The following is a 26,155-nucleotide window of genomic DNA, read 5'->3' as shown; positions in this document are numbered from 1 at the left end:
AGCTAAATAACGCCCGTGTCCGCCACCACAGTGCACACAGGGGGATTCGTGAACGGCTGGCTGCTCGCGGCGATCGTCGTCGCCGTACTCGTCATCGTGATCGCCAAGCGACTGATGGGCGAGCCGGTCAACGTCCGTGACCTGTTCGCCGGCCCGGCCGTCCTCACCGGCCTCGGCATCCTCTTCGTCGCCAAGGCCGACGGCGTGACCGGGACCGACATCGCCTGGGTGGTCCCCGGCGCGCTGCTCGGCCTCGGACTCGGCGCCCTGCGCGGCACCCTGGTGCACCTCTTCGAGAAGGACGGAACCCTGTGGCAGCGCTACACCGGCCGCACGTTCCTCGTCGTCATCGCGTCACTGCTGGTCTCGGCCGGGTACGGAGCCCTCGCCGAGCACATGGGGATGCACCCGTACGCGCGCCCCACCCAGCTCACCATCGGGGTCAGCTTCCTGGGCGAGTCCCTGCTGATCTACTACCGCGCGCGGAAAATGGGCACCCCCTTCTCGCCGGAGCGGGAGCCCCTCGCCTTCCTCGGCCGCCACTCCCGGTGAGCCGTACGTGATTGGCCGCACCCTCGTAACGGGCCGCACGTGACGGCCGCGCCCCCGTAACGGGCCGTACGTGACGCGGCACGCGACGAGCCAAACAGCCCCCCGTAACGGGCCGCCCGGCGAGTCAGGTAGCCGCGAGGAGGGCCGTCGCCACCGCCTTGGCGCGGTGGGCGGGCGCCGCCGAGCGTTCGCGCAGGGCGGTGACCTGGGCGCCGTCGATCAGCAGGACGAGCTGTTCGGCCAGTTCCCGCGTGTCGCGCACATACCCCGCCTCGGTGAGCAGTTCGGCGACGTACGTGATCATCGTGAGCTTGTGGGCGGCGGCGGCGCGGTGCGCGGTGCTCGCCGGGTCCGCGATCTCGACCATCGTGTTGATGGCGGCACAGCCGCGGTAATCGTCGGCCGAGAAGCGTTCGGCGAGGGCGTCGAAGAGGGCGAGCGGCGTGCCGCCGCGCTCGGCGACCGCGGCGTGCAGCCAGTCGAACCAGCGCCGGCCGTAACCGTCGATCATGGCCACGACCAGGTCATCCTTGCTCGCGAAGTGCCGGTAGAACGAGGCCCGGCCCACTCCCGAGGTGGCCAGCAGCCGCTCCACGCCGACGGCGCGGATGCCCTCGGCGTAGAAGAGGTCTTCGGCTGCCCTGACGAGGCGTTCCCGGGCGTTGGTCGGCATACGGCCACGATAACCAACCTTGACTCCATACGGAACCGATCGGTACCGTCTCGCCATTCCAGCAGACGGTACCGATCAGTACCATTCACGGAGCCCGGAGACCGCCGCATGCCCCGCAACAGCGCGCCCGATCAACCGCCGCCCCCACCCCCACCCCCGTCACTGCCTCCGTCACCTCCCCCACTCGCGAAACCACCAGCACTACTGGTGCCACCAGCCCCACCGGACGCCGCGACCACACCCACCGCCCCGGGCGCGGCGGACTGGCGCTTCCATGGAGCCGTGCTCGCCCTCGGCACGTTCGTCGTCGGCACCGACGCCTTCGTGATCGCCGGCGTCCTGCCCGACATCGCCGCCGACCTGCACATCGGGCTCGGCGCCGCCGGTCAGCTCGTCACCGTCTTCGCCATCGCCTACGCGGTCCTCTCGCCCCTCCTGGCGGCGCTCACCGCCGGCTGGTCCCGGCGTACGGTCCTGCTCACCGCGTTGGTCGTCTTCGCACTCGGCAACGCGGCCACCGCCCTCGCCCCCGGCTACCCGTCGGCCCTGGCCGCCCGCGTCGTCGCGGCGGCGGGCGCCGCGCTCTACGCCCCGAACGCCTCGGCCACCGCCGCCGCCCTCGCCGGCACGGCGTCCCGTGGGCGCGCCTTCGCACTGGTGAACACCGGGCTGACCTCCGCGCTGATCCTCGGTGCGCCGCTCGGCACCGCCATCGGCGGCGCATACGGCTGGCGCACCACCATGTGGCTGGTCACCGTCCTGCCGCTGCTCGTCGTACCGCTGCTCGCCGCCCGCCTGCCGCGCGTGCACACCGACACTCCCCGCGGCCTGCGCCGCCGCCTCGCCCCGCTGGCGGACCGCGGGGTCCTGTACACGCTCGTGGTCACCGTCGTGGTCTTCGTGGGGATCTACATCCCCTTCGAGTACATCAGCGCCGTGTACGGGCCCGTGCTCGACCACGGGGAGGGCGGCCTGACGGCTGTCCTGCTCCTGGTCTTCGGCATCACCGGTACGGCGGGAAACCTGGTCGCCGGACACCTGGCCGACCGCTTCGGCCCGCGGCGGGTGGTCCTCGGGGCCGCGCTCGCGCTCACCGTGGTCTTCGCCCTCGTACCGCTGAGCCGGGAGTGGCTGCCCGCCGCGCTGGTCGCGGTGGCGGTCTCCGGCTGGGTCTCGTTCTCGGTGACCACACCGCAGCAGCACCGGATCGCCGCGCTCGCCCCACAGGCGCAGTCCGTGGCCGTCTCCCTCAACGCGGCCGCCATCTACCTCGCCGTGTCGCTGGCGGGCGGCCTGGGCGGCGTCGGCCTGGAGACGGTGGGCGCGGCCCGGCTGCCGTGGCTGGCCGCCGGATTCGCCCTGGCCGCCGCCGTACTGACGGCCGTACACCGGCCACGGGCGGAGCGGACAGGGGCGGGCGTGGGGGCGGGGGCGGGAGCGGGGCTCCCTGACCGCTCATGACGAAGCGCCCGGCAGTGCACAACCTGCCGATGGGCAGGGCGGCCACCGCCGGGCGCCGGGTCAGTAGTGAGTCACCGGATCAGTGCATCACCGGGTCATCGAGTTCCTGGTCATCGAGTCGCTGGTCACTGGTCACTGGTCACTGGTCACTGGTCACTGGTCAGGAGGAGACCGCGCTGCGCAGTTCCGCCATGTCGATCTGCTCGGTCTCGTCGTGCGCGGTCAGATCAATGACCTCACCGCTGCCGGCATCCGCGTCTGCATCCGCATTCACGTCCGCATCCACGTCCACCTCCGCACCGGCCCCCGCGTCGGCGCTCCCGGCCGGCTTCGCCGCACCGGACTTGCTCCCACCGCCCGTCACTCCCTCCGTCGTACGGGCCCGGCCGAGCGCCGACTGTTCGGCGACCGCCTCGTCCCCGACCACGTCGGCGAGGTCCTCCTCCAGTTGCCGGACCGGCTTCGGCCGCCGGGACACGGTCGACGGCGTGCCCGTGCCCGGTCCGGTCTCCGGCGTCGCGCCGCGCACGGCGCCGGTGCCGGTGGCCGTACCGAAGAAGTCGAAACCGCCCTGCACTCGGGAGGCGGGCAGCCGCTGGGCCCGTACGGGTGCGATGACGGCCGCCGCGGCCGGAACCGGGCGCAGACCGGACGCCTTGCCCCCGTCCCGCTGCCCGGCGACCGTGTCCATGACCGAGTCACCGGCCGCATCCGTGGCCGCTCCAGCCGTACCCGCGGCCGTGTCCGCCGCACCCGGCTCAGCACCCGAATCCGGCTGCCGCTGCCCGCCGGCCCCTCCGTCCCGGCCGTCGTCCCCGGAGCCCGTACGAGCGGCAGCCCCACCCGCGGCCCCGGCCCCGGCGGCACCCGCGGCACCCGCGCCCCCAGGAGCAGCGGGCATCCGTGCCCCCGGCTTCGGACCGCCCGGCTTCGGGGCGGGGGCCTTACGGGTCCGGCCTCGCGCGGCCGGGCGCTCGGTGGCCGCCGCGGAATTCCCCTGGCCGTCCTCACCGTCCCGCTCCTGCGCGGACCCGGCCTGGCGGGCCGCGTTCCGCGGCAGCTGCCGCAGAGCTTCCGCCGCCCGGTGGTACATCACCGCGGTGAGCGCGCCCGGCATGCTTGCGTCCGGGCCGTCCGCCGCCCCGGCCGTCAGCTCCCCGGCGGGCTCCCCGGCCTCGATGGCGAGCAGCCGGCGGCCCTCCAGGGCGCTGGCCCGTTCGGTCTCGGCGGTGGCGTAGCGGCGCAGCAGCTCGGCATGCTCACTGCGCAGCCGGGCCAGCTCGGCCCGCTTGGAGCGCAGCTTGGTGTCCAGCTTGCCGCGTATCTCGCGGGACTCCTCCAGGTCCGTCTCCAGCTCGGCTATGCGTTCGTCGGTCTTCCACTCGTCCCGCACCCGGGCGTTCTTCAGCTCGGCGACGCTCTTGCCCGCCGTACGGTCCCACGCGCGCAGCAGTACGGAACCGGTGACCGCGGCAGCCGCCGCGCCCGTGGCGAGAGCGCCCTGTACCAGGTCATCACCGGCGAACCAGACACCCGAGGCGCAGGCTAGGGACACACCGGCGACCGTCACGGGAGGAAGAAGCCGGTGCAGGGATGGCGAATGGCGGTGGCGTCCTCGTGGCATGGCCTGAAACTTACCGTGCGTGCGGGACCTATGGGGCCCCGCCCGCCGCTTCGTTTCCCGGTGGTTACTTCTTTGCCAACCCCTTGGACTCCAGATAAGCGCTCGCGACATCGGCGGGCTTCTGCCGTTCCGCGTCGACCTTGCGGTTCAGCTCGATGAGATCGGCGGTCGTCAGCTTCTCCGTGAGCTTGCCGAGAGCCGCCTCGATCTCCTTGTCGCCGGCGCTCTTGGCATTCACCACGGGCAGCACATTGTCGGCATTCTGCAGCTTCTTGTCGTCCTTCAGCAGCACCAGGCCGAAGTTGTCGAGCGTCGCGTCCGTCGTCGTGGTCAGCACCATCTGGTCCGTGCCGTCCTTGACGGCCTGCTTGGCCTGCGTGGTACCGACGCCCTTCGGATCGATGCCCGTGACGGCTATGCCGTACACCTTCTCCAGGCCCGGCTTGCAGAACGGCCGCGTCTCGCACTCCTCGCCCGCCGCCAGCTTGATCTTCTGCTGCGAGCGGCCGAGGTCCGAGAGCGTCTTGAGGTGGTACCGGTCGGCGAATTCCTTGGTCACCGCGAACGCGTTCTGGTCGGTCGCCTCCCCGGCCGGCAGCACCTTCAGTCCGCGGGGCTCGGCGAGCGCCTTCAACGCCGTGACCGTCTTGCCGATGTCGCTGGAGGCGACGGGCTTGGCGTCCGGCCCGTTCTTCTTGGCGTTGAGGAATTCGGCGAGGGTCGAGGCGTATTCCGGTACGACGTCGATCTGGCCCTTCTCCAGCGCCGGCTCGTACAGCTCACGATTGGCGAGCGTCTTGACGGTGGCGTGGTATCCCGCATCAGAAAGGATCTTGGAATAGATCTCCGCGAGCACCTTCGACTCGGTGAAACCGGCCGATCCGATGACGATGTCCCCCTTCCCGCCGGCGCTCTTGGCTCCCCCCTTCTCCTCCAGGCTCTTCCCGCCACAGGCGACCAGCCCGCCCGCCAGCGCGAGCACGGCCCCCGCGGCGAGCGCGGCCCGCGCCGCACGGGACGCCCCACGGCCCGGACGCACGCGCTGTCCGGGGCGCTGGTCGAGGCGCTGGCTGTTCGAGTCCTGCTTCATTCCGGTTCACCATCCAAGGAGGAGAGAAAAAGTTCCTGTGCGGTCCAGATACAGCCCAGATGCGGCCCAGGTGCGGTCCAGCTGCCACCCGGGTACGGCCTAAGCGCGAACCATGTGCGGTCCAGCTGCCACCCAGGTACGACCCAGGCGCGAACCATGTGCGGTCCAGCTGCCACCCAGGTACGACCCAAACGCGCACCAGGCGCGGCCCCGACGCGGCCCAGACGCAGCCCCGAACCCGAGGCCGCCTCGTCCCCAGACCCGCACCAGACCCGCACCGGACCCGGCCCAGACCCGGCCCAGCCCTGGCCACGAGCCCCACCCCGCACCGTTCCAGCCCGCCCCCCTCACCCCGCCCGGCCCTACGCAGGACTACCAACCGGCGTCGCGTCATCCACCGGCCCACGGGACTTCCGCGCCCGACCCCGACCCCGACCCGGGCCCCGACCCCGACCCCGACCCGGGCCCTGACTCCGACCCCGACCCCGGCGCATCGGGTCGAAGACCCGGTCCGCCACCACCAGCAGCCCTTCCACCAGCAGCGCCAGTGCGGCGACCAGCACCGCGCCCGCGACCACCTGCGGCGTGTTGTAGTTGCCGAAGCCGGCGGTGATGATGCGGCCGAGGCCGCCGCCGCCCGCGAGCGCGGCCAGGGTGGCCGTGGCCACGACCTGGACGCCGGCCGAGCGCAGCCCCGTCATGATCAACGGGTATGCGAGCGGCAGCTCGACCCGCAGCAGCAACTGCGGCCCGGACATGCCCATCCCGCGTGCCGCCTCGACCACGTCCCGGTCGGCCTCCCGCATGCCCACGTAGGCGTTGGTCAGCAGCGGCGGCACCGCGAAGAGCACCAGCGCGATGATCGTCGGCCAGTCCCCCGCCGTCCCCAGCGGACTGAGCGTCAGCAGGACCAGTACGGCGAACGTCGGCACCGCGCGCCCCACGTTGGAGAGGTTGACCGCCAGCGCCCCGCCCTTGCCGATGTGGCCCAGGTACAGGGCGACCGGCAGGGCTATGAGGCAGGAGATCGCCAGGCACATCGCGCTCAGGTAGACGTGTTCGCCGAGGCGGTGCCACACCCCTTTCTCCCCGGCCCAGTTGGCCGAGGCCGCCAGCCAGTCCCAGGCGCCCGTTATCGCGTCCATCGCCTCACACCACCGCCTTCTTCGCCCGGCCCGCCGTCCGCCGCTCGCGCCGTGCGCGGGACCGCGCCCGCGCCTGCGCCCTGGTCCACGGCGTCAGCAGCCGCTGCAGGCCGATCAGCAGCACGTCGGCGACCACCGCCAGCAGCACGCACAGCACCGATGCCGTCAGCACCTCCGCCTTGAAGAAGCCCTCCATGCCGCTGGATATGAGGTTGCCGAGGCCGCCGTAACCGACCACCGCGCCGATCGTCGTCATGGCCACCGTCGAGACCGTCGCGATGCGCAGGCCCGCCGTCAACGCGGGCAGCGCCAGCGGGAGTTCGACACCGAAGAGCAGCTTCACGGGGCCGTACCCCATACCGCGCGCCGCCTCGCGGACCTCCTGCGGCACCGACTCCAGCCCGGCGAGGATGTTGCGCACCAGGATCGTCAGCGAATACAGCACCAGTCCCGTGACGACCACAGCGGCCGAGACCCCGAACACCGGGGTCAGCAGGGCGAACATCGCCAACGACGGGACCGTGTACAGAATCGTCGTCAACCCGAGGACCGGCCCGGCGGCGGCTCGCCAGCGCCGCGCTATGAGCGCCAGCGGAAAGGCGACCAGCAGTCCGATGGCGACGGACACCAGCGTGATGCCCACGTGCTGGACGGTCGCGTCCAGCAACTCCTGGCTGCGCGTCCGGACATACTCACCGCAGATCCAGTCGTTCGCCTCCAGGCAGCTCTGTGCACTCACCCGCGGTCACCTCCCCCGCCCTGTCGCTCACATTTTCGGTGACTGTCTGCGACCCTATCCCCCACCACTGACAATCCGACCGGCCCGCCATCCAGTCGTAACAAGACGCACGCGACGGGACGGACTCCGCGGGTAAGAGGCGAGGAGCACCGCGCGCCTACCCGGCCGGCGACCGTCCACACTGGGGAACCACCATGATCCGATTCGAGCACGTCACCAAGAGCTACGCCGACGGCACCACCGCCGTCGACGACCTCTCGTTCGAGGTCGCGGAGGGCGAGCTGGTCACGCTCGTCGGTCCGTCGGGCTGCGGCAAGACCACCACGATGAAGATGGTCAACCGGCTCATCGAACCGACCGGCGGCCGCATCTTCCTCGACGGCACCGACATATCGACCATCGACCCCGTCGAACTGCGCCGCCGCATCGGCTACGTCATCCAGCAGGTCGGCCTCTTCCCGCACAAGACCGTGCTGGACAACACCGCGACCGTCCCGCACCTGCTCGGCTGGCCGCGCAAGAAGGCCAGGGACCGCGCCGCCGAACTCCTCGACCTGGTCGGCCTGGATCCCGCGCAGTACGGGGACCGCTACCCCGACCAGCTCTCCGGCGGGCAGCGCCAGCGCGTCGGAGTCGCCCGCGCGCTCGCCGCCGACCCGCCCGTCCTGCTGATGGACGAGCCGTTCGGCGCCGTCGACCCGGTCGTCCGCGAACACCTCCAGACCGAGTTCCTGCGGCTGCAGTCCACGCTCCACAAGACGGTGCTCTTCGTCACCCACGACATCGAGGAAGCGGTACGGCTCGGTGACCGCATCGCCGTCTACGGGACGGGCCGCGTCGAGCAGTTCGACACCCCGGCCACGGTGCTGGGGGCGCCGGCCACCCCGTACGTCGCGGAGTTCGTCGGCGCCGACCGCGGCCTCAAGCGGCTGTCGGTGACGCCGATCGAGACCGGCGACCTGGAGCAGCCGCCGGTGGTCCGGCTCGACGACGACGCGGCGCGGGCGGCGGCACGGCTGGCGGAGGAGGGCGCGGCGTGGGCCGTGGTCCTCGACGCGGACGGCAACCTGCACGGGTGGGTCTCCGGGGCCCGGCTGGCGGCCGGGACCGGTGGGGCCAGTGGGGCCGGAGCGCCCGGCGGGGGCGGCAAGTCCGGTACCGAGGTCCGGGACCACGCGCGGCGCATGGACGCGTGGCTGCCGCTCGGCGCGCCGCTGAAGCAGGCGTTCAGCACGATGCTCCAGCACGACGCCGGGTGGATCGCGGTACTGGAGGAGGAACGATTCCTCGGTGTGCTGACGCCTGCGGGGCTGCACGCGGCGCTGCGGCGGTCGACGGCGGCCGACGCGGGGCGCTCGGCGCGCGACGAGGTCGTGGTGGAGAGCGTTCCCGGCTCGTAGCGCAGGGGCCGGCGGGGTGGTCCGGCCGCCCCGCCGCTACGCCGCGCTCGCCCCCGCCTCGTCATCGTCCTCCGGGAGCTTGCACACGCGCTCCAGGAAGAGCGCGGCCGCCACCACGGCGGCGCCGGCCAGGACCGAGAAGCCCGCGTGGATGGCCTGTTCCCGGCGGGGATCGACATCGAGTCCCGTGGTGAGGAGGAAGACGCCGACTCCGCCGTACACGCCGGCCGCCAGGGACGCCACCAGGGCGCTCGCCTGGCCGAAGACGACGGCGCGGGCGGCGACCAGCGGGTCGACGCCGCGGGCGTCGGGGCGGCGCTCGCGCTGGGCCTTCAGGCGGGAACGCAGGGAGACGGCGGTGGCCGCCAGTACGGCGGCGATCAGGGCCAGGACGACGGGGGAGGCCAGCGGCACGCTGGGCAGCGTGCCGAAGGAGTCCCACAGCCGGGCGCCGGCCCACGCCAGCACCCCGGCTGCCAGGAACAGCCCGACCAGCGCCTTGATGTGTAGCTGCTTCACCGAGCGTTCGCCCCTTGTGCCCTCGTCCTCGTACGGGTGATGCGGATAACGGGTGCGCGCACGGCCCTGCGCGGTCCGCGGAGTCCGTGCGTCACGGCAGGTCCGGTACGCCGTGCGGCACCGGCGTCCTCGGACGTCGGCGCCGTACCCACCGGACCAACGCTCACTCGGGCAGCCGCAGTTCCAGGTCCACGCGCGGCACGACGCCCTCGCGGCCGACCGCCGAGAGCAGCTCCACCACCGCGCCGCGGCCCGGGACCTCCGCCTCCGGGTCGACGTCGTGCCACGGCACCAGCACGAAGGCGCGCTCGTGGGCCCGCGGGTGGGGCAGGGTCAGCAGCGGGTCCTCGGAGACGACGTCCTGGTACGCAAGGATGTCCACGTCGATCGTGCGCGGCCCCCAGCGCTCGTCACGGACGCGCTCGAAGGCCTCCTCGATCGCGTGGCCGCGCTCCAGCAGCGAGGCGGGCGGCAGCGTCGTCTTGATGAGCACCACCGCGTTGAAGTACGTCGGCTGCGAGCCCGGGTCGACGCCCCACGGCTCGGTCTCGTACACCGGCGAGACGGCCTTGACGCGGACCCCCGGGGTGTCCTCCAGCGCGTCGATGGCGCCCTGGAGGGTCTCCAGGCGGTTGCCGAGGTTGCTGCCGAGGGAGAGCACGGCGCGTTTCGGGTTGGAGAGCGTCACGTCCGCGGCGTCCACCCGCTCCACCACGGACGTGGGCACCGGCTGTACGGTCGGGTCACTGCTGGTCATACTCGGCTCCGGGTGATGGTGATGGTCACGTCGTCAAAGGGGACGGTGATCGGGGCGTCCGGCTTGTGGACGACCACCTCCACCTCCTGCACCCCCTCATGCTTGAGGCACTGGCCGGCGATGCGCTCCGCGAGCGTCTCGATGAGGTCGACGGGCTCGCCCTCGACGACGGCCACGACCTCCTCCGCCACGACGCCGTAATGCACGGTCTTCGCGAGGTCGTCGGTCGCCGCCGCCGGGCGGGTGTCCAGGCCCAGCACCAGGTCCACGATGAAGGTCTGGCCCTCTTCGCGTTCCCGGGGGAAGACCCCGTGGTGCCCTCTGGCCTTCAGCCCACGCAGCGCGACACGATCCACGCGAATCACACTCCCACTGGTCCCATTGGCACCTCTGGTACCACTGATCGTCGGAATTGCGGGCGGGAACCAGAGTCTCGTCCGGCACGCCGCCCCGTCATCGAATCTACCTGCGAGCACCGACAGTGCTTGCCCACGGGGGCCATGGACGGCCATGGACAGGGCCCCGTACGCCTGCTGGCGGCCCTGCCGGGCCGTGCGGGCGGTCGTCCGCGCGGCCACTACCCGTGGGTCCGCGGTCCCACCCCTACCCGTGCAGCACTTGGCTCGAACGGGTGCGCCGGAGTCGACCTCGCTGACGCTTTCCGCTGACGGATCCGGCGGCGCCGCCGGCGGCCGGCGACCTGGTGACGCTCACCGCACGTCCACGGAACGGCCACACAGCGCCCGCAAACCCGCGCGAAGACTTCACGCGGGTTTCACGTTCAGACTCCGCCGCCCACGCCTCCGGCGCCCGGCCCGTCGTTCTCGCCGGCGTCACCGTCCGCGTCGTCGTCCTGGTCCGCCAGGACGGGCGAGCCGTGGTGCGACCAGACCCGCCAACCCTCCTCCGTACGCCGGAAGACGTTGGTCGCGACGACGAGCTGGCCGATCAGCGGCCCGACCGAGCCGTCCTCCTCCGCGGGGCCGCCGCTGAGGATGTTCTCGGTGCAGGTGACCAGCGCGGTGTCACCGAGGACGTCGATCTCCACATCCGTCAGGAAGAACTGGATGTACTCGGTGTTCGCCATGATCAGGGCGTACGAACGCAGCACCTCGCCGCGTCCGCGCAGCACCGGCCAGCCCGGGTGCACCACGCTCACCTGGCCGTCCATCCACATCTCGGACATGGCCGCGTGGTCACCGCGCTCCATGGCCTCGTACAGGTCGGTGTTCGCCTGCTCGACCAGCTCGATGTCCGTACGTGGACTCACACCGCTCCCGTCGCGTCCGCCGCACCCGCGGCGCCCGTCACACTCGTACCGCCCGTCTCACGCGCAGCGTCCTCGACAGCACGGGCGACCCGCACCGCGTCCGCGCTCGCGCGCACCTCGTGCACCCGCACCGCCCAGGCTCCCTCCCGCGCGACCATCGCCGAGACCGCGGCCGTCGCCGCGTCCCGCTCGCGGGCGGGCGGCGGAGCGGCCTGTGCGTCCCCTGCCAGCACCCTGCCCAGGAAACGTTTGCGCGAAGCGGCGACCAGCAGGGGGCGGCCCAGCTCCCGCAGCCGCGCCAGGTGCGCGATCAGTGCCAGGTCGTGCCCGGCCTCCTTGGCGAAGCCCAGCCCGGGGTCGACGACGATGCGCTCGGGGTCGATGCCCCCGTCCACCGCCCGGTCCAGGCTCTGGCGCAGTTCGCCGAGCACCTCGGTGACCACGTCCCCGTACACGGCCCGGTTGTTCATGTCGATCGACCGGCCGCGCCAGTGCATCACCACGAACGGCACCCCGGCCGCGGCCACCGCCGGCACCATCGCCGGATCGGCCGCGCCCGCGCTGACGTCGTTGACCAGCCGCGCGCCGGCCGCCACGGCCTGCTCGGCGACCGAGGCCCGCATGGTGTCCACGGAGACCATGACCCCGGCGGCGCACAGCTCCCGTACGACGGGGACGACCCGGCGCAGCTCCTCCGCCTCGTCCACCCGGGCCGCGCCCGGCCGCGTCGACTCACCGCCCACGTCCACCAGGTCGGCGCCCTGCGCCACCAGGTCCAGGCCGTGCTTGACGGCCAGCTCGGTGTCGAACCACTGCCCGCCGTCGGAGAACGAATCGGGCGTCACGTTCACCACGCCCATCACCGCGCAGCGGCCCCAGTCCGGAAGTCCGGCCACCCGGCCGCGCAAGGTACTCATGTCCCCAGCCTAGGCTCCTGCGATACGGACGCCGCCCACCCCCGGGGGGGGCGGACGGCGCACCGGGAACGTAGCGTCGCTACGCCGCCGGTTCGACCTGCTCCGCGCTGATCGGCGCGGTGGTGTGCGCGCACGGCCGCGGCTCGGGGGCCTTCTTGCGGCGCAGCGCGCGGGGCAGGCTCAGCTCCAGGTAGCCCTCGGCCTGGAGGGCGGCCAGCCCGATGCGCGGAATGTCCCGGCTGTTGCGGAAGACCACGAAGCGCGGCTCCCAGCGCGGCTGGAACTTGTCGTTGAACTTGTACAGCGACTCGATCTGGTACCAGCGGGACAGGAAGATCAGCATGCCGCGCCAGATCCGGATGACCGGCCCCGCGCCCAGCTTCTCGCCGCGCTCCAGGGAGGAGCGGAAGACCGCGAAGTTCAGCGAGACCTGCTTGATCTTGAGGTCCGGGGCCGCCTGGAGGGAGGCCACGATCAGCAGCTCGTTCATGCCGGGGTCGGCGGCGCGGTCGCGGCGCATCAGCTCCAGCGAGATGCCGTCCTTGCCCCACGGCACGTAGTGCTGCATCGCCTTCAGGTCACCGAACGGGCCGGGCTCCTCGCCCTCGGCCGGCGCCAGGTGCGCGGTGGCGATCACCGCGTCCCCGTCCTTCTCGGCGTCGATCCGGCCCAGCGCCATGGAGAAGCCGCGCTCGGTGTCGGTGTCGCGCCAGGCGTCGGCCGCCTTCTGGATGCGCGCCAGCTCCTCGGGCGCCAGGTCGCGCACCCGCCGCACCCGGGTCTCGTACCCGTTGCGCTCGATGCGCTTGACCATCTGGCGTACGTTGCGCATCGCCCGCCCGGTGAGCGTGAAGTCCGCCACGTCGACGATCGCCTCGTCGCCCAGCTCCAGCGCGTCCATGCCCGTCTCGCGGGTCCAGACCTGGCCGCCGGTCTCGCTGCAACCGGTGACGGCCGGGGTCCAGGAGTGCGCCCGCGCCTCCTCCATGAAGCGCTCAATGGCGCCCGGCCAGGCCTCCACGTCGCCGATCGGGTCACCGCTGGCGAGCATCACGCCGGATATGACCCGGTAGCAGACGGCGGCCTTGCCGGTCGGCGAGAAGACCACGCCCTTGTCGCGGCGGAGCGCGAAGTAGCCGAGGGAGTCGCGGCCGCCGTGCTTGGCGAGCAGCTCGCGCAGCTGCTCCTCGTCCTGCTCGGTGAGCCGGGCGGCCGGGTGCTCGGGGCGGAAGGCCAGGTAGGCGGTGGTGGCGACGGTCAGCAGGCCGAGCGCGCCGAGCGAGTAGCCGACGGTGTAGTCGACGTTGTTCACGTACCGGACCGGGCCCTCGAAGCCGAAGAGACCCCACATGACGTGCTTGAACCGCTCCCACACCGACGGATCGCCGATGATCTTGTGCGGATGGGAGTTCACGATCACCAGGCCGAGGCCGAAGCTGATGCCGCCGAGGGCGACGAAGTTCAGCAGGGCCTTGACCCGGCTGCGCGGGTCCGGCAGCGCCTCGAAGGCGCGCCGGTGCCACACCAGGAAGGCCAGCAGGGCCAGCGAGAGCGCCGCGCCCACGATCGAGTGACGGTAGACGAGCTGCGCCGCGATGCCCACGGGCAGCAACGACACGGCCGCCACCCAGGCCCGGCGCTTACGCCGTTTGAGCCCGTGGGCGAGCATCAGCAGCAGGATGCCGACGACGATGGAGGAGGCCGCTGCCAGCGCGCTCACGGCGCCCGGCAGGACCTCCGCCAGGGCATGGAGCCTGCTGTGCCGGAAGCGGGGAAACAGCCCGGCAACCAGGTTCAGCAGTCCGACGACCGCTCCGGCCGTCCCCACCAGTGGCGGCACCTTTTCCGGGCGGGGGCCGCTCAGCCAGCGTGGCGGACGCCACGCAACCGTCCCGGACTTTTCGCCATCTAGCCTGTCAGACATTACTTTCCCGTCGCCCCGGTCGAGAGAACGTGCGAGTCTTAGTCGCAGCATCTGGACTTTTGCGCCCTGTATGACGGCGTTTCAGGGCCCGGGGTTCCACCTGCGGCCCGGCTGACCGGCCGCCCGGAAGAAAGCACCACATGGGTCTCACCAGTAAAAAAGTGCTGCTCTTGGCCGTCCTTTTCGCGGTAGCACTCTTTGCGCTCACCATCTGGCTGTGGCCGCGCCTGTCCCGGCAGAACTGGCGCGCGATCCTCGGCCGCATCGGCCTGCTGCTGGCGACCCAGCTGTCGATCTTCGCGTCGATCGGCCTCTTCGCGAACAACTCGTTCGGTTTCTACGCGTCGTGGGCGGACCTGCTCGGCAAGGAGCAGGAGCCGGGCGTGGTGACGAATTACGAGACCGGGCCGAACGGCACGAAGCTGAAGATGCTGGGCAGCGAGCACGTCGGCGTACCCGGCGGCTCCAAGCCGCACGTGGGCGGCCGGATAGACAAGGTCGTGCTCCAGGGCGAGAAGTCCAAGATCAACAGTCCGGCGTTCGTCTACCTGCCGCCGCAGTACTTCCAGGCGAAGTACGCGCAGAAGCGTTTCCCCGCCTCCGTGGTGCTGACCGGCTACCCGGGCACCGCACAGGCCCTCTACAAGAAGCTGCACTTCCCGCAGACCCAGCACGAGCTGGTCCGCAAGAAGAAGATGCAGCCGACGATACTGGTCATGATGCGCCCGACCGTCGCGCCGCCGCGGGACACCGAGTGCGTGGACATCCCGAACGGCCCGCAGACCGAGACGTTCTTCACCCATGACGTGCGGCACGACATAGCCAGCCACTACCGGGTGGGCACCGACGCCAAGAACTGGGGCGTCATAGGGGACTCCACCGGCGGCTACTGCGCCCTGAAGATGCCGATGCGCTACCCGAAGGCGTTCTCCACCGGCGTGGCCCTCTCCGGCGCGTACAAGGCCCCGCTCGACGCCTCGACCGGCGCGCTCTTCGGCGGCGACAAGCAGCTGGAGCGGGAGAACAACCTGCTGTGGCGGCAGAAGAACCTGCCCGCGGCACCGGTGAACCTCCTCGTCACCTCCAGCAAGCAGGGCGAGGACAACTACAAGGAGACGCTGCAGTTCATCCAGCAGACCAAGTCTCCCGGCCGGATCGCGTCGATCATCCTCGACAGCGGCGGCCACAACTTCAACACCTGGCGCCGTGAGATACCCGCCGCCTTGGAGTGGATGGGCGGCCACCTCAAGGCGTAGCGGAAGCACCGCCCCGAAGGGCGACGTACGGAGCGGGCGGGGCCCGGTGGATTCCACCGGGCCCCGCCCGCTTCGGCCTGTCCGGCCGCTTTCCGAGAGCACCAGGGGCACCCCTGAGACCCTCAGGCGGCCCTCAGTGCCGCTCCAGGCCGCCCATCGGCGGTCACCGCGCCAGTATCAGGCTCATCGCCTCGGCGCGGGTCGTGGAGTCCCGCAGCTGGCCGCGTACGGCCGAGGTGGTCGTCTTGGCGCCCGGCTTGCGTATGCCGCGTACCGACATGCACATGTGCTCGGCCTCGATCACCACGATGGCGCCGCGGGCCTCCAGGATGCGCATCAGGGAGTCCGCGATCTGCGTGGTGAGGCGTTCCTGCACCTGCGGGCGGCGGGCGAAGACCTCGACGAGGCGGGCCAGCTTGGACAGGCCGGTGATCTTGCCGCTGTCGGCCGGGATGTATCCGACGTGCGCCACGCCGTGGAAGGGCAGCAGGTGGTGCTCGCACAGCGACACGATCTCGATGTCCTTGACCAGCACCATCTCGTCGTGGCCCAGGTCGAAGGTGGTCGTCAGGACGTCCTCGGGCTCCTGGCGCAGTCCCGCCAGGATCTCCTTGTACGCGCGCGCCACCCGCGCCGGCGTCTCCAGCAGGCCCTCGCGGTCCGGATCCTCACCGACAGCGATCAGCAGCTCACGTACGGCGTTCTCGGCGCGCTTCTCGTCGAACTCGCCGATCTTGCCGTCGCCGTCCAGCGTCACCGGATCGGTCATCTCGTGCCTCGTTCCTGGTTCCTGTTGCGCCCGCTCCGGACGCGGAGTACCACACGTCCAGGCTAGAACCCGTGAGGCGCCGCATTCATTCCGGGGCCGCTGTGGACCCCGTACCGGATCCGGCGGAACGGGCCGCCGACGACGAGAACCGGGCCCGTACGGAATCTTCCGTACGGGCCCGGTGCGCTTCCGGGCGGACACCCGGTCGCCGGGTTCCACCTCCGCCGCGTGAGCGGTCAGACCTCGGGGTTCTGGTCCTCGGGAGCCTCGGTCTTGTCCGTCGAGACGCTCGGCGAGGCCGAGGGGGCGGAGCCGTTGGCCGGCGCCAGCTCCTTCGGCGACAGCACGGGCGGGCGGGTCGACGGCGTACGCCGCGAGGAACCCGTCCACGCCGGGCGGGCCGGGCGCTTGACGATGTGCTTGAAGACCTCGGCGACCTCTTCCTTGTTCAGCGTCTCCTTCTCCAGGAGCTGCAGCACCAGGTTGTCGAGCACGTCGCGGTTCTCGACCAGGATCTCCCACGCCTCGTTGTGCGCGGTCTCGATGAGCTTCTTGACCTCTTCGTCGACCAGCGCGGCGACCTCTTCGGAGTAGTCGCGCTGGTGGCCCATCTCACGGCCGAGGAACGGCTCGGAGTTGTCGGACCCGAACTTGATCGCGCCGAGCCGCTCGGTCATGCCGTACTGGGTGACCATGGCACGGGCCGTCGCGGTCGCCTTCTCGATGTCGTTCGCGGCGCCGGTGGTCGGGTCGTGGAAGACCAGCTCCTCGGCCGCGCGGCCACCGAGCATGTACGCCAGCTGGTCGAGCATCTCGTTGCGCGTGGTCGAGTACTTGTCCTCGTCCGGCAGGACCATCGTGTAGCCCAGGGCCCGGCCGCGCGACAAGATCGTGATCTTGTGTACCGGGTCCGAGTTCGGGGAAGCCGCCGCGACCAGGGCGTGTCCGCCCTCGTGGTACGCGGTGATCTTCTTCTCCTTCTCGGACATGATGCGGGTGCGCTTCTGCGGCCCGGCCACCACGCGGTCGATCGCCTCGTCCAGGAACTTGTTGTCGATCAGCTTGGCGTCGCTGCGGGCCGTCAGCAGAGCGGCCTCGTTCAGCACGTTCGACAGGTCGGCACCGGTGAAGCCGGGGGTGCGCTTGGCGACGGCCGACAGGTCGACGTCCGGCGCGACCGGCTTGCCCTTCTGGTGGACCTTGAGGATCTCCAGGCGGCCCTGCATGTCCGGACGGTCGACGGCGATCTGCCGGTCGAAGCGGCCGGGGCGCAGCAGCGCCGGGTCCAGGATGTCCGGGCGGTTCGTGGCGGCGATCAGGATGACGCCGCCCTTGACGTCGAAGCCGTCCATCTCGACGAGGAGCTGGTTCAGCGTCTGCTCACGCTCGTCGTGACCGCCGCCGAGGCCCGCGCCGCGGTGCCGGCCGACGGCGTCGATCTCGTCGACGAAGACGATCGCCGGGGCGTTCGCCTTGGCCTGCTCGAACAGGTCACGGACCCGGGAGGCACCCACACCGACGAACATCTCGACGAAGTCGGAGCCGGAGATCGAGTAGAACGGGACGCCCGCCTCGCCGGCCACGGCGCGCGCGAGCAGCGTCTTGCCCGTACCCGGCGGGCCGTACAGCAGCACACCCTTGGGGATCTTGGCGCCGACCGCCTGGAACTTCGACGGCTCCTGGAGGAACTCCTTGATCTCCTGGAGCTCCTCGACGGCCTCGTCCGACCCCGCAACGTCCGCGAACGTCGTCTTCGGCGTGTCCTTGGTGATCAGCTTGGCCTTGGACTTCCCGAAGTTCATCACCCGGGAGCCGCCGCCCTGCGTCTGATTCAGCAGGAACAGGAAGACGACCGGGATGAGGATGAAGGGAAGCAGCGTCACCAGCATGCTGACGAACGGGTTCTGCTTCGACGGGGAGACGGTGTAACCGTCCTTGATCTCGCCGGTCTGGTACCTGGCCTGCAGGGTCTTGGCCAGATCGACGCCCTGGTCGCCGATGTAGCTCGCCTGGAGCTTGTTGGAGCCGTCGACCTTGTTGTCGCCCGACAGCTCGACCTTGATCTTGTTCTCGTCGCCGGTCGTCAGCTCGGCGGATTTCACCTTGTTGTCAGTGATCGCCTTGACGACCTGACCGGTGTCCACCGTCTTGTAGCCGCCGGACGAGCCGACGACCTGCATCAACACGACCACGGCGAGGACGGCCAGCACGATCCACATGACCGGCCCACGGAAGTATCGCTTCACGTCCATCCATACGGAGCTCTCTGAGCCCCGTCCCTCCTGCCACAGTGAGGCACAACAGCCCTGTGGAGGGCTGGTCGTGCGTACGGTGTATTACTGGCCCGAAAAAAGACTGACCTTCGGACGGTACCCCAGCATTGTCACCCGACGACGCCGCCCACGGTTAACAATGCAGCTTCGGATGCCGTTCTCCCTGCTCCAACGGCGGGCGACCCCACGGGGTTCCCGCCGCCGGGCAGCGGTCGGTCCGGGCCCCGGCCGCTCATGACGGCGGCCGGACGGGCCGGCGCCGCTCAGCCGCCGTAGACGTGCGGTGCGAGCGTGCCCACGAACGGCAGGTTGCGGTACTTCTCCGCGAAGTCCAGGCCGTAGCCGACGACGAACTCGTTGGGGATGTCGAAGCCGATCCACTTCACATCGATGGCGACCTTCGCCGCGTCGGGCTTGCGCAGCAGCGTGCAGACCTCCAGGCTGGCGGGCTCGCGCGAGCCGAGGTTCGACAGCAGCCAGGACAGCGTCAGGCCGGAGTCGATGATGTCCTCGACGATCAGGACGTGCTTGCCCTTGATGTCGGTGTCGAGGTCCTTGAGGATGCGCACCACTCCGGAGGACTGGGTGCCCGCGCCGTACGACGACACGGCCATCCAGTCCATCGTGACGGGGGTGGACAGCGCGCGCGCCAGGTCCGCCATGACCATCACGGCGCCCTTGAGGACGCCGACGATGAGCAGGTCCTTGCCCGCGTACTCCGCGTCGATCTTCGCCGCCAGCTCCGCCAGCTTCGCGTCGATCTCTTCCTTGCTGATGAGCACCGACTGAAGGTCGGAACCCATGTCCTTGTCGTCCACCCGTGCCACTCTCGCTCGGTTCGGTGTCGTGAGACTCGTGAAGCGGGGCGGTGCCCTTCGGTGTCCTGCGGCTCAGCCCTGCCGGATCACCAGTCTGCCACCCTGCCGTCGCACACCCACGCGCCCGGGGAGGTTGACGGTCCCCTGGCCCCGCCAGCCGGTGATCAGCCGGTCCACCTCCTCGATGTGGCGGGCGAAGAGCGAACCGGCCGGAGCGCCCGCCGCGATGGCGGCCCGGCGCAGCACCCGGCGGCGGACGGCCGCGGGCAGCGCGTACAGCTGGGTGACGTCGAGGGTGCCGCGCTCGTCGAGGACCGTGCGCTCGGCGTCGGCGGCCCAGGCGTCCAAGGCGTCGGCGTCGTCCCGGGACAGCTGCGCCGTACGGGCCAGGGCCTCCACGACGCCCTTGCCGAGCGCCTTCTCCAGCGCGGGCAGGCCCTCGTGGCGCAGCCGGGAGCGGGTGTACAGGGGGTCGGCGTTGTGCGGGTCGTCCCAGACGGGCAGCGACTGGATCAGACACGCCTTACGGGCGGTCTGCCGGTCGACCTCCAGGAACGGGCGGCGGTAGCGGCCGCCGCGGCCGGTCTTCGCCGCCATGCCGGACAGCGAGCGGGTGCCCGAGCCGCGGGCGAGCCCCAGCAGGACCGTCTCTGCCTGGTCGTCGCGGGTGTGACCGAGGAGGACGGCGGCGGCGCCGTGCCGCTCGGCGGCGGCGTCCAGCGCGGCGTAACGGGCGTCCCGGGCGGCGGCCTCGGGCCCGCCCTCGCGGCCCACCTCGACGGCCACCGCGTCGACCGGGTCCAGGCCGAGGGAGCGCAGCCGCAGGACGACCTCGGCGGCGCGGATGTCGGAGCCGTCCTGGAGGCCGTGGTCGACGGTGATGCCGCCGGCCCGTACGCCCAGCCGGGGCGCTTCGAAGGCCAGTGCGGAGGCGAGTGCCATGGAGTCGGCGCCGCCGGAGCACGCGACGAGCACCAGGGGGGGCGCGTCCGCGGCGGCGGAGGGCAGCGGCGCCCCGGCGGGCCGCGCGGGGCCCGCGGTGACCGGCTGCTGCGCGGGGGAGGCGGGGGCCGGGGAGTGCGAGGAGTGGTGGTTCAGTACGTCGTGCAGTACGCGGCGGACCGCCACGCGTATCGCGGCGACCGCTGGATGGGGACCCATGTCCGTTTCCAATCGTCAGCTGGGGGCCTCGGGCCGTCTACGGCTTTTTCGTCACACAGAGTGCCTAGATGGTGACAGAGACGAGCAGTTCCCCGAGCATTGCACGCCCATCCTGCGGTCACGGTCCCTCAGAAGAGTGATTGAGGGGAGCTTTCACCCGCCGCGCGGTGCGCCCGGCTCACGACGTCGCCCCGCCGGGCTCCGCCCTCTAGCGGTGCACCCGCGCGACCCAGTCCGCCGGTTTGGCGATCTCCTGCTTGGTCGGCAGCGTGTTCGGCGACGTCCACACCCGGTTGAAGCCGTCCATGCCGACCTCGTCGACCACCGCCCGGACGAACCGCTCGCCGTCCCGGTACTGGCGCAGCTTCGCGTCCAGCCCCAGCAGCTTGCGCAGCGCCTGGTCCAGCCGGCCCGCGCCACTGGCCCGCCGCTTCTGGAACTTCTCGCGGATCTCCGCGACGGACGGCACCACCTCCGGGCCGACACCGTCCATCACATAATCGGCGTGCCCCTCCAGGAGCGACATCACGGCCGTCAGCCGGGCCAGGATCTCCCGCTGGGCCGGGGTCTGCACCAGGTCGACGAAGCTGCGGCTCCCGTCGTCGCCCTCCTCGCCCTCCGGCCGGCCGCCGGTCAGCGACTGGGCGGCCTCGCGCAGCCGCTCCAGCAGCGTGCCCGGGTCGATCTCGGTCTCGCCGAGGAACGACTGGATCTCGCCCTCGATGTGGTCGCGCAGCCAGGGCACGGCCGTGAACTGCGTACGGTGCGTCTCCTCGTGCAGGCAGACCCACATCCGGAAGTCGTGCGGATCCACCTCCAGCTCCCGCTCGACGTGCACGATGTTCGGCGCGACGAGCAGCAGCCGGCCGCCCTGCGAGCCCGCCGGCAGGTCACGGCCCGCCGGCGCGAACGTCTCGTACTGCCCGAGGACCCGCGAGGCCAGGAACGACAGCAGCATCCCCAGCTCCACGCCGGTCACCTTGCCGCCGACCGCGCCCAGCACCGCGCCGCCCGGTACGGAGGACCGGCGCTCCTCCATCTTCTGGAGCAGCGGCTTGAGCACCGCCCGGAAGCCGGCCACGTTGGCCCTGATCCAGCCCGGCCGGTCCACGACCAGGACCGGCGTGTCCTGCGCGTGCTGCTGCGCCGCGCCTGGCTCCCCCTCCGTCTCCGGCTGCACCATGCGGGTGAACGCGCGCACGTGCTCCTCGGAGGACTTCGCGTGCCGCCGCAGCTCGGCGACGATCGCCCGCGCCTCGTCGCGGCTCACGTCTGGTCCCGGCCGTACGAACCGGGTCGCGGTCGCTACCGCGAGGTTCCAGTCGACCATCTCCACACCACCGATGCTCGTCATGGGTTCACGGTACGTGGGCGCATCCGCTTGGGGTAGCGCGGCGCCCTTCGGGCGCGGTGGTCCGGATCTTCGGTGCCGGTTTCGGTTTCGGGTGCGGGGTCGTTGCGCCTGCGGCGGGCGGTGGCCGCTGCGCGGGGCGGTCAGGTTCGGGGGCGGGCCTGCGCGGCAGGCCGCTCCGGCCCGCTCCCTCCCGTGAGGGTGGAGACGGGGTGGATGGGGGGCTGGTGTGGGTGGCGTGGTGCTGGTCGGTCGGTTTTATCGACAACCGCAGTTGGCTACTGCTGTGGCCATGTGATCCAAGGCCTGCTGGGCGGCCTGGGGGTCGGTGGTGTCGTTGGTCATGAAGGCGAAGGCCAGGAGGCGGCCGTCGGCGTCGACGACCGTGCCGGCCAGGGTGTTCACGCCGGTGAGGGTGCCGGTTTTGGCGCGTACGGTGCCGGCGCCCGCCCTTTCGTCCGCGTAGCGGCCGCTGAGGGTGCCGGTGAAGCCGGCGACCGGGAGGCCGGTGGCGATGGGACGGAGTTCAGGGTGGTCGGCGGAGGTGGCCAGGACAAGCAGGCGGGTGAGGAGGGCCGCCGAGACCTTGTCGTCGCGGTCCAGGCCGCTGCCGTCCTCGAAGACGGTGTCGGTCAGCGGCAGTTTCAGCTTCGCCAGCGTCTTGCGTACGGCCCTGCCCGCGCCGTCGAAGCTGGCCGGTTCGCCGGTGGCCAGGGCCGTCTGGCGGGCCAGGGCTTCGGCGATGTCGTTGTCGCTGTGGGTCAGCATCCGCTCGACGAGGCCGGAGAGCGGCAGGGAGCGGGTGGTGGCGAGGCGGCGGGCCTGGGCGGGGGCCGTGGCCTTGGCGGGGGTGCCCTCGACCGTGATGCCTCGTTCGGTGAGCAGCGTGGCGAAGGTACGGGCCGCGGAGGCGGCCGGGTCGCCGTCGCGGGGTGCCGGTCCGGAGCGGGTGTCGTCGAGGCGTCCCTCGTCGGCCATGAGGGGGCTGACGGGGGCGATGTTCTCGTTGGGGCTTATGGGGTGCAGGAGCGGGCCCGTATAGGCCGAGGTGTCGTAACCGAGCCGGACCTTGTCCGCGCCGCGCTTCTTGAGCGCGCGGGCCGTGTCGTCGGCCAGCGCGCGCAGGCTGGCGGGCTGGTCCTGGGCGTCCTGCTCCGGGGCGCGGGCGGTGAGGGTGGGGTCGCCGCCGCCGACCAGGACGATCCCGCCGGCGTTCTCGGCGACGGTGGTGTCGATGCGGTGCTCGGGGCCGAGCGCGGACAGCGCGGCGGTGGCGACGGCCAGCTTGACCGTGGAGGCGGGAGTGGCGTTGCGGGCCGGTTCGGCGCCGAAGAGTTCGCGGCCGGTCACGGCGTCCACGACGGAGGCGGTACGCAGCGAGCCGAGCGCCGGGTCCTTCATGAGCGGCGCGAGGGCGTTCCTGATGCCTTCGGCGCTGGGCGCGGGCGCGGCGCCGTGCGCGGGGCTGCCGAGCGCTGCCAGAACGGGCGGCGCGCTGGGCTTGCGGGCGCCGCCGCCCGGAACGTGATGCTCGCCACGCGTACCGCCGGGCGCCGCGGCGCGGGCGCGCTCGGCCGTACGCTGGCCGGAGTCCCACGGACCGGCCGCCACCACCGCTCCGGCCGCGACCAGCAGGCCCAGGACGGTGGAGCTCGCCGTCAGCCGTACGGTCTGCCGCTGCTGCCTGGAGGCGGACCACCAGGCGGTACGGGCGGAATCCGTGGCGGACCGGTAGGCCGTACGCGCCGAGCCGGCCGCCGAACGGGTCATGGACACGGCGGCGGAACCCGTCGACCGTGCCGAGCCCGTCGCCGTCCGGGCGAAACGTTGCGCCAGCCGCCCCGCGGCCTGCCGCCTGACCTGCCACGATCTGGTCTCCGGCACTTAGGACCAGCCCCTTTCGCCACCACACACCTGCGTGGGGGACACTTAATCACCAGACGTATGTGTTGATCATGGAGGAGCCACCCGTGGAGTTCGACGTCACCATCGAGATCCCGAAGGGTTCGCGGAACAAGTACGAGGTGGACCACGAGACCGGACGGATCCGTCTCGACCGTCGGCTCTTCACCTCGACCAGCTACCCGGCCGACTACGGCTTCGTCGAGAACACCCTCGGCGAGGACGGTGACCCGCTGGACGCGCTGGTCATCCTGGACGAGCCGACGTTCCCCGGATGCCTGATCAAGTGCCGCGCCATCGGCATGTTCCGGATGACCGACGAGGCCGGCGGCGACGACAAGCTGCTGTGCGTCCCGGCGTCCGACCCGCGCGTGGAGCACCTGCGCGACATCCACCACGTGTCGGAGTTCGACCGCCTGGAGATCCAGCACTTCTTCGAGGTCTACAAGGACCTGGAGCCGGGCAAGTCGGTCGAGGGCGCGAACTGGGTCGGCCGCGCCGAGGCCGAGGCCGAGATCGAGGCGTCCTACAAGCGCCTGGAGGCGCAGGGCGGCGCCCACCACTGACGGATCTTCCGACCGTACGCGAACGGGCGGCACCCCTGCGCGGGGTGCCGCCCTTCGTCGTCTCTCGGCGCGACCGGGCCGCCGGTGCGCGGCCTGCCGTCAGAAGCCGCGCGTCCGCTTTGCTGCGCGCCGTTCGCCCGGCTCTTCCTGGGCGGCGCCGGGGGCCTTCATGAAGAGGCGGGCCACCTCGCCTCCGAGGTTCACGCCGACGGCGATGGCCAGCGCGAGGGACGCGGCCTTGATGAGGGACGAGACGCCGGGGCCGATGTCGCCCTGGGCGAAGTTCAGCAGGCCGAAGTACGTGGCGCTACCGGGCAGCAGCGGCCCGATCGCGGCCGTGACGTACGGCAGCGCGGACGCGTACCGGTAGCGGCTGAGGAGCTGGCCGAAGAGGCCGACGAGGCCGGCCGCGATGGCCGTGGCGGGCACCGCGTTCATGTTGCTGACATTGGCGAGCGCGCCGTACACGACCCAGGCGACGCCGCCGTTGAGCGTGGCGAACAGGACGGTGTGACGTTCCTGCTGGAGCAGTACGCAGAAGGCCAGCGCCAGCAGCATCGCGGCCACGGTCTGCACCGGCGGGTCGTTGAACAGCGCGAATCCGGCCGCCGGGTAGAGGTACTCCGGATTGAGCTGGAGCCCGATGTAGAGCGCGGCGAGCACGCCGATGACGATGCCGACGATGAGGTAGCCGACTTCCAGCAGGCGGGCCGACGCGGTGATGTAGTACCCCGTCAGGCCGTCCTGCACGGCCGCCACCAGCGCCCGCCCCGGGATCAGCGCGAACAGCCCACCGGTGATCACCGCGGACGCCTGCACGGCGACGTGCGAGAAGCTCAGGGCGACCCCTATGGCGGCCGGCGGCATGGCCGCGACCACGAACTGGTAGAACTCCGGCAGCCCGCGGCTGGACGCCAGCCAGGCCAGCCGGTCGCCGAGCATCGAGCCGATGGCGGCTGCGATGAAGACGATCAGCTGGCCGCCGACCAGCATGCTCGCCGCGCCGGACAGCAGCCCGGAGGCGAGGGTCAGCGCCCAGCTCGGGTACGGGTGGCGGTTACGGCGTATCTCGGCCAGGCCGCGGTACGCCTCCTCCAGGGTGATGCCGTCGGAGGTGATGTCGTCGACGAGGCGGAAGACCGCGGAGAGCCGGGTGTAGTCCACGCCGCGCCGCCGCACCGTACGGCTGGCCGTCACCGGGTCGTCGACCAGGGACGGCTGGTACGAGATCGACAGCAGCGTGAAGGTGACGGTGGGCTCGACGCGCTCCAGCCCGTACGCGTGCGCGACGCCGAACATGGCGGCTTCCACGTCCTCCGCGCCCTCGCCGCCGGCCAGCAGGATCTCGCCGATACGCAGGGTCAGGTCGAGGACGCGCGGCACCGCGGGCCCGCTCTCCTCGGCGCGCTCCGCCCGCTCGGGGACCGGCCGCTCGCCGACCGGCATCCGCAGCATCGTGCGCATCCGGTCCTGCCAGGGCGTCTGCTTGGTCAGGCTGATGACGGGGATGCCGTGCGGCGGCGTGAAGGCGGGCCAGCCCGCCGGGGTCCGGTCGGGCAGCTGATGCTGGCCGGTGGTGCTGCCGCTGCTGCCGCCGGGCGGGGTGAAGGCGGAACCTTCCGGCTCGGCCGGCGCCTCGGGCTTCAGACCTTCCGGGAGGGCGAACTCGGAGGTGGGGTGCTCCTCCTCGGGCACCTGCGGGTAGGGCACACCGGGCGGCGGGGTGAAGGCGCTGCGCGCCTCGTCCGACTGGGGCTTGCGGTCCTCGGACTGCTCGTTTGCGCCGTTCGTGCCATTGCTGGCGCTCTGCGCGCCTTTGACGCCGTTCACGCCGTTCTTCCCGTTCGTGCCGTTGGTTCCGCGCTGGCCCCGCTGTGCGTCCGACGCCACGTGTCTTCGCTCCTCGTACGCCTCCTGCCGACCGTCAAGGACACGATGCCTGATGGTCGGCAGGGGCGCGCGTGGCGGGGCCCTTACTGAGGTTCATA

23 protein-coding genes are annotated in these 26,155 nt (G+C 71.5%); 5 read left to right on the top strand and 18 right to left on the bottom strand.

The window, feature by feature from the left end:
* Positions 1–15 precede the first annotated feature (15 nt).
* Complete coding sequence (locus AB0L45_RS10050; protein WP_365837953.1) at positions 16–552, top strand: DUF1453 domain-containing protein; 537 nt, start codon at positions 16–18, stop codon at positions 550–552.
* Positions 553–676: 124 nt separating this feature from the next.
* Here AB0L45_RS10050 and AB0L45_RS10045 read toward each other — a convergent pair whose 3' ends face one another.
* Positions 677–1,225, bottom strand: a complete 549-nt coding sequence (locus tag AB0L45_RS10045; RefSeq protein WP_365837951.1) for a TetR/AcrR family transcriptional regulator — start codon at positions 1,223–1,225, stop codon at positions 677–679.
* 207 nt (positions 1,226–1,432) lie between these two features.
* On the opposite strand from AB0L45_RS10045, the gene AB0L45_RS10040 reads away from it, so the two are divergent.
* Positions 1,433–2,686 (top strand): MFS transporter, encoded by a 1,254-nt coding sequence (locus tag AB0L45_RS10040; RefSeq protein ID WP_365837949.1) that lies wholly within the window; start codon positions 1,433–1,435, stop codon positions 2,684–2,686.
* Positions 2,687–2,846: 160 nt separating this feature from the next.
* Here the strand turns inward: AB0L45_RS10040 and AB0L45_RS10035 are convergent, their stop codons facing one another.
* The 4 genes from AB0L45_RS10035 to AB0L45_RS10020 all read right to left on the bottom strand — a co-directional run bounded on the left by AB0L45_RS10035 (position 2,847) and on the right by AB0L45_RS10020 (position 7,284).
* The gene (locus AB0L45_RS10035; protein WP_365837947.1) at positions 2,847–4,241 is read right to left on the bottom strand and encodes a hypothetical protein; all 1,395 of its coding nucleotides are present in this window, start codon (positions 4,239–4,241) and stop codon (positions 2,847–2,849) included.
* Positions 4,242–4,374: 133 nt separating this feature from the next.
* A complete protein-coding gene (locus AB0L45_RS10030) occupies positions 4,375–5,400 on the bottom strand; it encodes an ABC transporter substrate-binding protein (RefSeq protein ID WP_365837945.1) in 1,026 nt (341 codons plus the stop codon).
* Positions 5,401–5,762: 362 nt separating this feature from the next.
* Positions 5,763–6,545 (bottom strand): ABC transporter permease subunit, encoded by a 783-nt coding sequence (locus AB0L45_RS10025; RefSeq protein WP_365837943.1) that lies wholly within the window; start codon positions 6,543–6,545, stop codon positions 5,763–5,765.
* Positions 6,546–6,549: 4 nt separating this feature from the next.
* Positions 6,550–7,284, bottom strand: coding sequence for an ABC transporter permease (locus tag AB0L45_RS10020; RefSeq protein ID WP_365837941.1), 735 nt, complete (start codon positions 7,282–7,284; stop codon positions 6,550–6,552).
* Positions 7,285–7,478: 194 nt separating this feature from the next.
* On the opposite strand from AB0L45_RS10020, the gene AB0L45_RS10015 reads away from it, so the two are divergent.
* Entirely contained in the window at positions 7,479–8,684 is a 1,206-nt protein-coding gene (locus AB0L45_RS10015) for a betaine/proline/choline family ABC transporter ATP-binding protein (protein WP_365837939.1), read from the top strand.
* A 36-nt stretch (positions 8,685–8,720) separates the two neighbouring features.
* Here the strand turns inward: AB0L45_RS10015 and AB0L45_RS10010 are convergent, their stop codons facing one another.
* From AB0L45_RS10010 to AB0L45_RS09985, 6 genes are all read right to left on the bottom strand, one after another.
* Positions 8,721–9,203 carry a DUF3180 domain-containing protein gene (locus AB0L45_RS10010; RefSeq protein WP_365837937.1) on the bottom strand — a complete coding sequence of 161 codons (483 nt, stop codon included), beginning with the start codon at positions 9,201–9,203 and terminating at the stop codon, positions 8,721–8,723.
* A 163-nt stretch (positions 9,204–9,366) separates the two neighbouring features.
* Positions 9,367–9,960: a 2-amino-4-hydroxy-6-hydroxymethyldihydropteridine diphosphokinase gene (folK, locus tag AB0L45_RS10005; RefSeq protein ID WP_365837935.1), complete on the bottom strand. Its 594-nt coding sequence runs from the start codon at positions 9,958–9,960 to the stop codon at positions 9,367–9,369.
* Positions 9,957–10,316: a dihydroneopterin aldolase gene (folB, locus tag AB0L45_RS10000; RefSeq protein ID WP_030019216.1), complete on the bottom strand. Its 360-nt coding sequence runs from the start codon at positions 10,314–10,316 to the stop codon at positions 9,957–9,959. Before folB ends, folK begins: the two co-directional genes overlap by 4 nt.
* Positions 10,317–10,741: 425 nt before the next feature.
* Positions 10,742–11,230 carry a nuclear transport factor 2 family protein gene (locus AB0L45_RS09995; protein WP_365837932.1) on the bottom strand — a complete coding sequence of 163 codons (489 nt, stop codon included), beginning with the start codon at positions 11,228–11,230 and terminating at the stop codon, positions 10,742–10,744.
* Positions 11,227–12,147 carry a dihydropteroate synthase gene (gene folP, locus AB0L45_RS09990; RefSeq protein WP_365837930.1) on the bottom strand — a complete coding sequence of 307 codons (921 nt, stop codon included), beginning with the start codon at positions 12,145–12,147 and terminating at the stop codon, positions 11,227–11,229. Before folP ends, AB0L45_RS09995 begins: the two co-directional genes overlap by 4 nt.
* Before the next feature lie 79 nt (positions 12,148–12,226).
* Entirely contained in the window at positions 12,227–14,071 is a 1,845-nt protein-coding gene (locus tag AB0L45_RS09985) for a phosphatidylglycerol lysyltransferase domain-containing protein (RefSeq protein ID WP_365837928.1), read from the bottom strand.
* 140 nt (positions 14,072–14,211) lie between these two features.
* On the opposite strand from AB0L45_RS09985, the gene AB0L45_RS09980 reads away from it, so the two are divergent.
* Positions 14,212–15,327, top strand: coding sequence for an alpha/beta hydrolase-fold protein (locus AB0L45_RS09980; protein ID WP_365837926.1), 1,116 nt, complete (start codon positions 14,212–14,214; stop codon positions 15,325–15,327).
* A 163-nt stretch (positions 15,328–15,490) separates the two neighbouring features.
* Here the strand turns inward: AB0L45_RS09980 and folE are convergent, their stop codons facing one another.
* The 6 genes from folE to dacB form a co-directional block, all read right to left on the bottom strand.
* Complete coding sequence (gene folE, locus AB0L45_RS09975; protein WP_365837924.1) at positions 15,491–16,096, bottom strand: GTP cyclohydrolase I FolE; 606 nt, start codon at positions 16,094–16,096, stop codon at positions 15,491–15,493.
* A gap of 236 nt (positions 16,097–16,332) precedes the next feature.
* The gene (gene ftsH / locus AB0L45_RS09970) at positions 16,333–18,348 is read right to left on the bottom strand and encodes an ATP-dependent zinc metalloprotease FtsH (RefSeq protein WP_365837922.1); all 2,016 of its coding nucleotides are present in this window, start codon (positions 18,346–18,348) and stop codon (positions 16,333–16,335) included.
* A gap of 284 nt (positions 18,349–18,632) precedes the next feature.
* On the bottom strand, positions 18,633–19,172 hold the full coding sequence (hpt, locus tag AB0L45_RS09965) for a hypoxanthine phosphoribosyltransferase (RefSeq protein WP_030077134.1): 540 nt from the start codon (positions 19,170–19,172) through the stop codon (positions 18,633–18,635).
* Between the two features lie 87 nt (positions 19,173–19,259).
* Positions 19,260–20,348, bottom strand: coding sequence for a tRNA lysidine(34) synthetase TilS (gene tilS, locus AB0L45_RS09960; protein ID WP_365837920.1), 1,089 nt, complete (start codon positions 20,346–20,348; stop codon positions 19,260–19,262).
* Between the two features lie 208 nt (positions 20,349–20,556).
* Positions 20,557–21,702 (bottom strand): zinc-dependent metalloprotease, encoded by a 1,146-nt coding sequence (locus AB0L45_RS09955; protein WP_365837918.1) that lies wholly within the window; start codon positions 21,700–21,702, stop codon positions 20,557–20,559.
* Positions 21,703–21,957: 255 nt separating this feature from the next.
* On the bottom strand, positions 21,958–23,469 hold the full coding sequence (gene dacB, locus AB0L45_RS09950; RefSeq protein ID WP_365838073.1) for a D-alanyl-D-alanine carboxypeptidase/D-alanyl-D-alanine-endopeptidase: 1,512 nt from the start codon (positions 23,467–23,469) through the stop codon (positions 21,958–21,960).
* Positions 23,470–23,669: 200 nt separating this feature from the next.
* Between dacB and AB0L45_RS09945 the strand changes: the two genes are divergently transcribed.
* Entirely contained in the window at positions 23,670–24,167 is a 498-nt protein-coding gene (locus AB0L45_RS09945; protein ID WP_365837916.1) for an inorganic diphosphatase, read from the top strand.
* Between the two features lie 99 nt (positions 24,168–24,266).
* On the opposite strand, the gene AB0L45_RS09940 is transcribed toward AB0L45_RS09945, so the two are convergent.
* Positions 24,267–26,057: a threonine/serine exporter family protein gene (locus AB0L45_RS09940; protein WP_365837914.1), complete on the bottom strand. Its 1,791-nt coding sequence runs from the start codon at positions 26,055–26,057 to the stop codon at positions 24,267–24,269.
* Positions 26,058–26,155: the final 98 nt, after the last annotated feature.

Source organism: Streptomyces sp. NPDC052496 (genome assembly GCF_040679095.1).
In the GTDB taxonomy this organism is placed as follows: Bacteria; Actinomycetota; Actinomycetes; order Streptomycetales; family Streptomycetaceae; genus Streptomyces.
Note: the sequence above shows the minus strand (reverse complement) of the source record. Positions and strands in the feature narration are given on the sequence as shown.